The 8,158-nt window shown below is 41.7% G+C and carries 12 protein-coding genes and 1 pseudogene; 9 read left to right on the top strand and 4 right to left on the bottom strand.

Annotation, left to right across the window (positions count from 1 at the left end; genetic code table 11):
* Positions 1–30: 30 nt before the first annotated feature.
* The 4 genes and pseudogenes from bchH to OSCI_RS02640 all read left to right on the top strand — a co-directional run.
* Positions 31–1,824: pseudogene (gene bchH, locus OSCI_RS02650) on the top strand (magnesium chelatase subunit H); the annotation flags it as partial.
* A 99-nt stretch (positions 1,825–1,923) separates the two neighbouring features.
* The gene (locus OSCI_RS02645; protein ID WP_007353307.1) at positions 1,924–2,346 is read left to right on the top strand and encodes a hypothetical protein; all 423 of its coding nucleotides are present in this window, start codon (positions 1,924–1,926) and stop codon (positions 2,344–2,346) included.
* 14 nt (positions 2,347–2,360) lie between these two features.
* A complete protein-coding gene (locus OSCI_RS29530) occupies positions 2,361–2,531 on the top strand; it encodes a hypothetical protein (RefSeq protein ID WP_007353306.1) in 171 nt (56 codons plus the stop codon).
* Positions 2,532–2,552: 21 nt separating this feature from the next.
* Positions 2,553–2,948: a hypothetical protein gene (locus OSCI_RS02640; protein WP_007353305.1), complete on the top strand. Its 396-nt coding sequence runs from the start codon at positions 2,553–2,555 to the stop codon at positions 2,946–2,948.
* 84 nt (positions 2,949–3,032) lie between these two features.
* On the opposite strand, the gene OSCI_RS02635 is transcribed toward OSCI_RS02640, so the two are convergent.
* On the bottom strand, positions 3,033–3,248 hold the full coding sequence (locus OSCI_RS02635) for a hypothetical protein (RefSeq protein ID WP_007353304.1): 216 nt from the start codon (positions 3,246–3,248) through the stop codon (positions 3,033–3,035).
* 168 nt (positions 3,249–3,416) lie between these two features.
* Here OSCI_RS02635 and OSCI_RS02630 point away from each other — a divergent pair, with 168 nt between their 5' ends.
* The 5 genes from OSCI_RS02630 to OSCI_RS02610 all read left to right on the top strand — a co-directional run bounded on the left by OSCI_RS02630 (position 3,417) and on the right by OSCI_RS02610 (position 5,236).
* Positions 3,417–3,677 carry a type II toxin-antitoxin system HicA family toxin gene (locus OSCI_RS02630; RefSeq protein ID WP_007353303.1) on the top strand — a complete coding sequence of 87 codons (261 nt, stop codon included), beginning with the start codon at positions 3,417–3,419 and terminating at the stop codon, positions 3,675–3,677.
* 113 nt (positions 3,678–3,790) lie between these two features.
* Positions 3,791–4,129, top strand: coding sequence for a type II toxin-antitoxin system HicB family antitoxin (locus tag OSCI_RS02625; RefSeq protein ID WP_007353302.1), 339 nt, complete (start codon positions 3,791–3,793; stop codon positions 4,127–4,129).
* Positions 4,130–4,216: 87 nt separating this feature from the next.
* Positions 4,217–4,402, top strand: a complete 186-nt coding sequence (locus OSCI_RS02620; RefSeq protein ID WP_007353301.1) for a DUF6888 family protein — start codon at positions 4,217–4,219, stop codon at positions 4,400–4,402.
* A complete protein-coding gene (locus OSCI_RS02615) occupies positions 4,399–4,602 on the top strand; it encodes a DUF6887 family protein (RefSeq protein WP_007353300.1) in 204 nt (67 codons plus the stop codon). Before OSCI_RS02620 ends, OSCI_RS02615 begins: the two co-directional genes overlap by 4 nt.
* A gap of 58 nt (positions 4,603–4,660) precedes the next feature.
* The gene (locus OSCI_RS02610) at positions 4,661–5,236 is read left to right on the top strand and encodes a Uma2 family endonuclease (RefSeq protein ID WP_007353299.1); all 576 of its coding nucleotides are present in this window, start codon (positions 4,661–4,663) and stop codon (positions 5,234–5,236) included.
* Positions 5,237–5,307: 71 nt separating this feature from the next.
* Here the strand turns inward: OSCI_RS02610 and OSCI_RS02605 are convergent, their stop codons facing one another.
* The 3 genes from OSCI_RS02605 to OSCI_RS02595 form a co-directional block, all read right to left on the bottom strand.
* Complete coding sequence (locus OSCI_RS02605; RefSeq protein WP_007353298.1) at positions 5,308–5,874, bottom strand: cytochrome c; 567 nt, start codon at positions 5,872–5,874, stop codon at positions 5,308–5,310.
* 132 nt (positions 5,875–6,006) lie between these two features.
* Positions 6,007–6,915 (bottom strand): MBL fold metallo-hydrolase, encoded by a 909-nt coding sequence (locus OSCI_RS02600; protein ID WP_007353297.1) that lies wholly within the window; start codon positions 6,913–6,915, stop codon positions 6,007–6,009.
* A 593-nt stretch (positions 6,916–7,508) separates the two neighbouring features.
* The gene (locus OSCI_RS02595; protein ID WP_007353295.1) at positions 7,509–8,021 is read right to left on the bottom strand and encodes an inorganic diphosphatase; all 513 of its coding nucleotides are present in this window, start codon (positions 8,019–8,021) and stop codon (positions 7,509–7,511) included.
* Between the last annotated feature and the right edge of the window lie 137 nt (positions 8,022–8,158).

The raw sequence follows: 8,158 nt of genomic DNA, 5'->3' as shown, positions 1-8,158 counted from the left end.
CTTAACTAAGGGGGGGCAGGGGGGGGGTTGGCTGCCCAATTAACTGCCGAGGAACGCGATAATATTGTTGGTAATGTTTACCGCAAATTGATGGAAATCGAATCGCGGTTGTTACCTTGCGGTTTGCACGTCATTGGCAAACCACCATCGGCCGAAGAAGCGATCGCGACTTTGGTAAATATTGCCAGTTTAGATCGAGAAGAAGATAACCTTCTTAGTTTACCTCGAATCATTGCGAATAGCGTCGGCCGCGATATTAACGATGTTTTCCAAAATAGCGATCGCGGTATTTTAGCCGATGTCGAATTATTGCAAAACATCACCTTAGCCACTCGCGCCGCTGTCACCGCTTTAGTCAAGGAACAAACCGATGCAGAAGGCAGAGTTTCTCTGGTTTCTAAGCTAAATTTCTTCAATATGGGTAAGAAAGAACCCTGGATTGAAGCACTGCATGAATTGGGTTACAAAAAGGTCGATCCTGAACCGATTAAACCCCTATTTGAGTATCTGGAATTCTGCTTGCAACAGGTTTGTGCAGATAACGAATTAGGTGCATTATTGCGGGCATTAGAAGGTGAATATATCATCCCTGGCCCCGGTGGCGATCCGATTCGTAACCCCGATGTTTTGCCTACTGGCAAGAATATGCACGCCTTAGATCCGCAGTCAATTCCGACAACGGCGGCGGTGAAGTCAGCAAAAGTAATTGTTGACCGTTTGTTAGAAAGACAGCGCTTAGATAACGGTGGTAATTATCCCGAAACTATTGCCGTTGTGTTGTGGGGAACTGACAACATTAAGACCTATGGTGAGTCCCTAGCCCAAGTAATGTGGATGGTGGGAGTTAAGCCGGTTCCTGATGCTTTAGGCCGCGTGAATAAGCTGGAATTACTATCCTTAGAAGAGTTAGGTCGCCCTCGGATTGATGTGGTGATTAACTGTTCTGGCGTATTCCGAGATTTGTTCATTAACCAGATGAATCTGTTAGATAAAGCCGTGAAAATGGCCGCCGAAGCCGACGAACCTTTGGAGATGAACTTTGTCCGCAAACACGCGATGAAACAAGCGGAAGAAATGGGAATTAACTTGCGTCAAGCTGCAACTCGCGTATTTTCTAATGCGTCGGGTTCCTATTCTTCTAACATCAATTTAGCTGTAGAAAATAGCACTTGGGAAAGCGAAGCAGAGTTGCAGGAAATGTACTTAGCCCGCAAATCTTTTGCTTTTTCTTCGGATAATCCAGGGACAATGGAACAGGATCGCCAGATTTTTGAATCAGCGTTAAAGACTGCTGAGGTGACGTTCCAGAATTTGGATTCAGCGGAGATTTCCTTAACCGATGTCTCGCACTATTTCGATTCCGATCCTACCAAATTAATCGGCAGTTTGCGTGGTGATGGGAAGCAACCATCATCATTTATTGCTGATAGTACAACAGCGAATGCCCAGGTACGAACTTTATCGGAAACAGTGCGTTTAGATTCGCGGACTAAGTTGTTAAATCCCAAGTGGTACGAGGGAATGTTAGCGCACGGTTATGAGGGAGTGCGCGAGATTTCTAAGCGTTTGGTGAATACTTCGGGATGGAGTGCGACGGCGGGTGCGGTGGATAATTGGGTGTATGAGGATGTCAATTCTACGTTTATCGAAGATGCAGAAATGCAGAAGCGATTGATGAATTTGAATCCTCATTCTTTCCGTAAGATTGTCAGCACTTTGTTAGAAGTGAATGGCCGGGGTTATTGGGAGACTTCGGAGAGTAATTTGGATCGTTTGCGTCAGTTGTATCAGGAGGTGGAGGATCGGATTGAGGGGGTAGAGTAGGATAGTTTGGGGCAGGCTTTTTTGCCTGCCTCTTGACTATAAGACTATATATTCCATCATAATGATATAATCATCAATTCCCATCTTCTAAATCAAAAAATGAAAGATAATTTTTGGAGTTTAATATGGTCTAGCTTTTTGGATATTCAAGGAATTTTAATTGGATTCTTAGGGGTGGTAATTACAATTTTATTATCACGGTTTCCGGTAAAGACAAATATTCCTATAGACTTAGCAATTGTTATTCTATTTTTTATTTTATTATTGATAGTAACTCTGTTTAATGCAGTATTTAAAGCCTTCAACGAATATAAAAAAGTTAAGATATTATTGGATAATTTGAAAATCAGAAATAGTGAACTAGAAGCAAAAGTAAATAGGCGTTTACTTCCTAAGATTTTATTGGCAAAGCGCAAACAAAGTGGGATAGAGATTGAATTTTTATTAGAAAATTCTGAACTTTCTCCAATGATATTATTATTTCTTTCTACTATACAGATGAGGATGAGTTTGAACGATTAATCGGCACCGGTGTTGTGCTCACAGTACAGGCAAATGGTAAAATTCACGCTTTAATGGATAAGCCTGTCAATGCTTATCAAGATATCTTAGACAAATTAGCTGGAAATGATGCTAAAATTTTGGATAAGACTGTAGTTAAACCTGGTATTACCAAAGGAATCATCCAAAACATTTATACACCTTAATTTAAAATTCAGGAGAGAAATATGGAGAGTACGCAAGCCATCCAAGATGTTAAGGAAAAAACGTTCCCTGCAACAGTTGTTAACGTTATTAACTCCCATAGGCTGGCTATTAATAGAGGAAAAGTACATGGTTTAAAAGAGGGTCAACGGTTACTTGTTTATTGTTTGAGTTTTCACGAGATTAAAGACCCGAATACTGGGGAGTCTTTAGGATATTTAGAAATTGTGAAAGGAACAGGACGGGTGATTCATCTTCAAGACAAAATATGTACGATTGAATCGGATCAAAAGCGATCTCGGCGGATGACTACCAAACGAAATGCTTTCTATAATTTGGGCGAAGATGTGATGGAAACCTTCGATGAGTTAATACCTTTTGAAGATCCTGAAATTGGAGATATGGTGAAACCAATTTAACCTAGCTTTGTTAGTCTTTGGCTAAAATTGAAAAATTGGATAGCGGCAACTACAGACTGAGTGCCATCTATAAATATTTTTATCCTATTTTTCTTGGTCTCCCGAAAAAGATAAACTCACAATGAAAAGACAAAAAATTCCAATTGGCGTAAAAACTGTTCCAATTTCACCGCTAACAACTCCACCTAGTAAACAAAACCAGATAAAGGGACTTCTAGCCATATTAGCAAACCCTCTCATTGTAGTTTGTAAAATCATTCTGAAAAATTTAACAAGCATTTCCCATTCTGTTTCAGTCATAGAAGTCAGTTTTTGCTTAAATTTTGCTTGATAGATATTATACTATTCTTTAGGATTTTGGAACAGGGAATCGCTCTTTTCTTCCCCCTAAGTGTGCTCGCTTCTCCTTACGCTCTTGACATTGATATCACATAATGATATCATACAGTTAAAATAACAAATAAAATTATGGAGCTAAATAATAAACAGCGTAAAATTTTAGAAGCAATTTTTACAGACCCTATACCAGCTAATATTAATTGGCAAGATATTGAAAATTTATTTACAGCGCTAGGTGCTACGGTTACTCAAGGTGAAGGTTCGCGGATTCGCATTTTATTAAATGAGGTTAGAGCGGTATTTCACGAACCACATCCTCAAAAAGAAACAGATAAAGGAGCAGTTAAATCTGTCAGGGAATTTTTAATAAAGGCGGGGGTTGAACCATGATGAATTAGCTATCAATCGGAAAATTATTGCTGATTCCACAAATTAATAAAGGTATTAGCATAAAATTCATTATTCAGTTATTCAGTTATTCAAAGAGGAAGAGTATTACAGCCATGATGACTTACAAAGGTTACAGTGCTAACATTGAAGTAGATTTAGAAGCCGAAATTCTTTTCGGCAGAGTCCTTGATATTAATGACGTAGTAACATTTAAAGCACAAACTATTGAGGAAGCACGCCAAGAATTTCAAAAGTCAATCGATGATTATTTAGAGTTTTGCAAAGAATTAGGACAGGAACCTGATAAACCATTTTCAGGTAAGCTACCATTTCGTACCACTCCTGAACATCATCGTAAAATATTTATTGCGGCAAAGAAGGCTGGCAAAAGTATTAACACCTGGATGGATGAAGTGTTAATTAAAGCCGCCGATCAGAGTGTTATAATGTAGTAGGGAAGGCATCTTGCCTGCTCTGCCTTTTATTTGGGATGGAGAAAATGACTGTTTACAACTATTGGAGTCTATGATGATAAGTGTATGAGGGAACCAACGGTAGAACAATTACGAAGTTTATATCGGCTTTGTCATCTACTTACCAACGTGATGTTTCACCCAATTCATATCGTGCGTTTGGATGAACGGACTCTTAATCTATTTATCTTAGCAGGACAAAGCGAAGAGATTGAGTTTGAAATTCAAATTGATGGGAGTATTGAACCATGAGTAATGTCAATTATGCTGCAATGAGCGATCGCGAACTAAAGCGATATATTCTCACTCATCGAGACGATCGCGAAGCTTTTTATGCCTATATGGATCGGCGGCATTCTCGTCCTCACAAAGTTACTATAAAACTTGACGATCCAGCTTGGGAAGAGAAAATAATATCAGCAATTCAGATGAACTTAAACTCTGCTAATTAATGTAGGCAATCGTTTATATTGCCTTTCAAAGTCGTTTAGTCCCCGATAAAATAACAATATGACTACGCTGACTCTCAACCTTAACCCGATTATTAAACTGACAGACGATCAATTTTTTCAACTCTGTCAAGAAAATGAGAATATTAGACTAGAACGCACGGCCAAGGGAGAATTAATAATCATGTCACCAGCAGGAGGAGAAACTGGAAACCGGAATGCCGGATTAACTGCACAAGTTTGGATTTGGAACGATCAAAATAAACTGGGTGAAGTGTTTGATTCCTCTACTGGTTTTAAGCTTCCTAATGGTGCAGATAGAGCACCTGATACTGCTTGGGTAAAATTAGAACGATGGAATGGTTTAACTCCTGAACAACAAAAGAAATTTCCCCCTTTGTGTCCAGATTTTGTAGTGGAGTTACTTTCTCCTAGTGATAGTTTGAAAGATACTCAGGATAAGATGAGAGAATATCGAGATAATGGTGCGCTTTTGGGTTTGTTAATTAATCGCAAAAATAGGCAAGTAGAGATTTATAGACCCGGTGCAGAAGTTGGGGTTTTGGATGATCCTACTCAAGTATCTGGTGAGCCAGAGCTTCCTGGTTTTGTGTTAAACTTAGCATCAATTTGGTAAGGCGTTAATCAAGTCAATTTAGCGATGCAAAATCTCTGATGAAAAGTGCAGTAAAGCCTTTACTGCCAATCTTAAGGAGAATTTGCCCACTCAGAAGTTAACTTACGGAAATTATATTCAGAGGCCCCTGGATGACAGGTGGCACAACTGCTGATATTTAAAACTTCAGGCATTTTAACTCTGGGATGTAGGGCTTTAAAATAGCGAGATTTAGCTACTCTGTAAGGAACCTCTTCATCTTGAGATTGGAGGCGCGAAAAAGTCCGCAGATAGTTCCATACTAACAAGCGCGGCGGATCTACTAGCAATCGGATTGTTTGTCCGTAGTGTTCGGGATCTTGCAATAGTTGCCGCCAAGTTTCAGTAGGCATGACTTGCGGGGGTAAAGCAATGTGGCAAGTGGCACAGTTTTCTCTGTAAACTTCTTGCCCTAGTTGATACCTTTCTGGAACTAAATCCACAGTGCCAATGCTTTCTGTTGGTGTTCCCTGGGTAATTTGTGGAATCTCGGCGACACCTGTAGCCTGTGCCGCCAGCCATCCAATAGAAATACTCCAGAGTAATATCAACAGTAGTAACACGAGTGGCGATCGCCTTCGCCCCTGCCGTTGATTTTTTCGCTGCCTTCCACCATTCATCTTTACTTGCCTATATAACAACCGCTTTCGTGGGTTAGGACATTCTCAATTCCTGCCACCATAAATTTCAACCCTTCTTCTCCTTCTTCCCCTTCTTCCCCTAGCCCCTAGCCCCTAGCCCCTAGCCCCTAGTTATATAACTGGAACAGTCATGCCTTCGCGGGCTAAAAAGCCATTGGGAAAAACTGACTGGAGTGATTCTTCTACACTGTCGAGAAAGTTATCATCGTGAGAAGGATCGTGATGAAACATGACGATCCGTTTTACACCTGCGGCTTTGGCGACTTCTACTCCTACTTCCCAGGTTGAGTGTCCCCAGCCTATTTTCGGAGATTTGAAGTCGTGATATTCAGCATTAGTGTAAGTGGCATCATAAATCAGTACGTCGGCATTACGAGCCAGGTGTAGGACGTTTTCATCTAATCGATCTGGGTAATGTTCTGTGTCTGTACAATAGACTGCTGTATGTCCCTGCCATGTAACTCGATAGCCTACGGCCGTATTGGGGTGATTGAGCAAAGCCGTCTCGATTTTGATGTCATCGAGTTCGATGATATCGCCTGGGGTGATATCGTAAAATTTCAGGTCTGATGCCATCACCTGTATGGGTACGGGAAAGTTGGGATGGAGCATCTGGTCAGAAAGACGCTGTTTAATCGTAGAACCGTTGGGGGCGATCGCACCGTAAATGTGAAAGCAGTTCTTGGGAACAAAAGCAGGGACAAAAAACGGAAATCCTTGGATGTGATCCCAGTGAGTGTGGGTAAAAAACATATGAGCTTCTACAGGCATCTGTCGCAGCAGACTGATACCTAGTACCCGCAAACCTGTGCCGCCATCAAAAATCAGGCGTTTATCGCCCAAACGCATTTCTACACAAGATGTATTTCCGCCGTAGCGGACTGTTTTGCTGCCGGGACTAGCTATGCTGCCCCGCACTCCCCAAAATTGGACAAAAAATTCAGTCTGAGGCTTGGTTTCAAGCATGGCGTTCCCGTCTTTCGGCTGTGTACTCGGTGAGATTGGTTCAGAATCAGGCATCTTTTTTAGCTTGGCAGGGAAGAAGTTCGGACAGGGGATCTTAGATTTTATATTTTAGATTTTAGACTTTAGAGTTGAAATAGCAGAGGGCGATCGCGTATCTGCTGGGGTCAAAGATATAGGAGGGCGTGGTAGCTCAGGGAGGATAATTTGTAGATTGAACCTGGGAATTTAGTGCCTGAATGCAACAACCTCTCTCAGGGAAAAGTAGGCAGACGGTACACTCAGTTTATCGCTCTCTAGCTGTCCGGTGTTGTTACTTAGTCCATTTAGATTAAGATAGCCTTGAGTTAAGCTGTTTGTCTTCAGAATTTTCACTTAATAGTTTTTTGCTCTGAGAGCTTAGGCGGACTATTAAAGGCAAAAACCCCTATCGTCTTTGCTATTTAGGTTTTTACCGCTTTCTTCCTCTTCATACAGGAAGTTACAGGGTGGGCAATGCCGCAAACCTTCTCTAGCTATTCGTTATAAGCTTTTCACGGCTTTACCCACCCTAGTTTCTAACTATGTCCTCCCACTTAACAGATTGCGGCGGCAGTCTTAAGTTCAATGCTGAGGATTGTTTGTGGAGCGATCGCCTGGATGTCCCTACCTCATTTTTTAGCTGCTTGGACGCACTGCTCTACTAAGGGCATGACTCGATCGACATCTGCCCACCCTAGAATTTCTGTCACCTTTTTTTCCAGGTTCTTGTAGCTTCTAAAAAATTCGGCGATTTCGTCTAAGCGATGGGGTGCTATGTCTTTGAGGGATTTAATGTGAGCGTAGCGGGGGTCTTTGTCGGGTACGCACAGCAGTTTTTCGTCGCGATCGCCTCCATCTATCATCTCTAGAAAACCAATGGGACGGGAGGCGATGACGCACCCCGGAAATGTTGGCTGGTCTATTATTACCATCCCGTCAAGGGGATCGCCGTCATCTGCGAGGGTATTAGGTATAAACCCGTAGTCGTAAGGGTACTGTACTGAGGAAGAAAGTACGCGATCGAGAGCAAAGGCTTGTAAATCTTTATCAAACTCGTACTTGTTTTTGCTACCAGCGGTGATTTCAATCAATACGTTGAGCACTCCGGGCTTTGGTTGAGCCGGAATTAAAGATAAGTCCACAGAATTTCTCCACAGTAATTGAGAATAGGGGATGCTGTCCCCCAGGGCTGTTGCCCGCAAGCCGGGTCAGATTCTGCCACTGGGTGTAGCATTTGTTCCAAATAGCATTTTAGAAGCGATCGGCCCCTGATTGAAAA

Origin of the sequence: Kamptonema sp. PCC 6506, from assembly GCF_000180455.1 — a bacterium.
Taxonomy (GTDB): Bacteria; Cyanobacteriota; Cyanobacteriia; order Cyanobacteriales; family Microcoleaceae; genus Kamptonema; species Kamptonema formosum.
The sequence above is the reverse complement of the archived record's forward strand: the minus strand, read 5'-3'. Positions and strand labels throughout refer to the sequence as shown.

Excerpts from the sequence above, each read along its gene's own strand:
- OSCI_RS02645 (WP_007353307.1), top strand. The coding sequence starts at position 1,924 with ATGAAAGATAATTTTTGGAGTTTAATATGGTCTAGCTTTTTGGATATT.
- OSCI_RS02640 (WP_007353305.1), top strand. The coding sequence starts at position 2,553 with ATGGAGAGTACGCAAGCCATCCAAGATGTTAAGGAAAAAACGTTCCCT.
- OSCI_RS02635 (WP_007353304.1), bottom strand. The coding sequence starts at position 3,248 with ATGACTGAAACAGAATGGGAAATGCTTGTTAAATTTTTCAGAATGATT.
- OSCI_RS02630 (WP_007353303.1), top strand. The coding sequence starts at position 3,417 with ATGGAGCTAAATAATAAACAGCGTAAAATTTTAGAAGCAATTTTTACA.
- OSCI_RS02625 (WP_007353302.1), top strand. The coding sequence starts at position 3,791 with ATGATGACTTACAAAGGTTACAGTGCTAACATTGAAGTAGATTTAGAA.
- OSCI_RS02620 (WP_007353301.1), top strand. The coding sequence starts at position 4,217 with ATGAGGGAACCAACGGTAGAACAATTACGAAGTTTATATCGGCTTTGT.
- OSCI_RS02615 (WP_007353300.1), top strand. The coding sequence starts at position 4,399 with ATGAGTAATGTCAATTATGCTGCAATGAGCGATCGCGAACTAAAGCGA.
- OSCI_RS02610 (WP_007353299.1), top strand. The coding sequence starts at position 4,661 with ATGACTACGCTGACTCTCAACCTTAACCCGATTATTAAACTGACAGAC.
- OSCI_RS02605 (WP_007353298.1), bottom strand. The coding sequence starts at position 5,874 with ATGAATGGTGGAAGGCAGCGAAAAAATCAACGGCAGGGGCGAAGGCGA.
- OSCI_RS02600 (WP_007353297.1), bottom strand. The coding sequence starts at position 6,915 with ATGCCTGATTCTGAACCAATCTCACCGAGTACACAGCCGAAAGACGGG.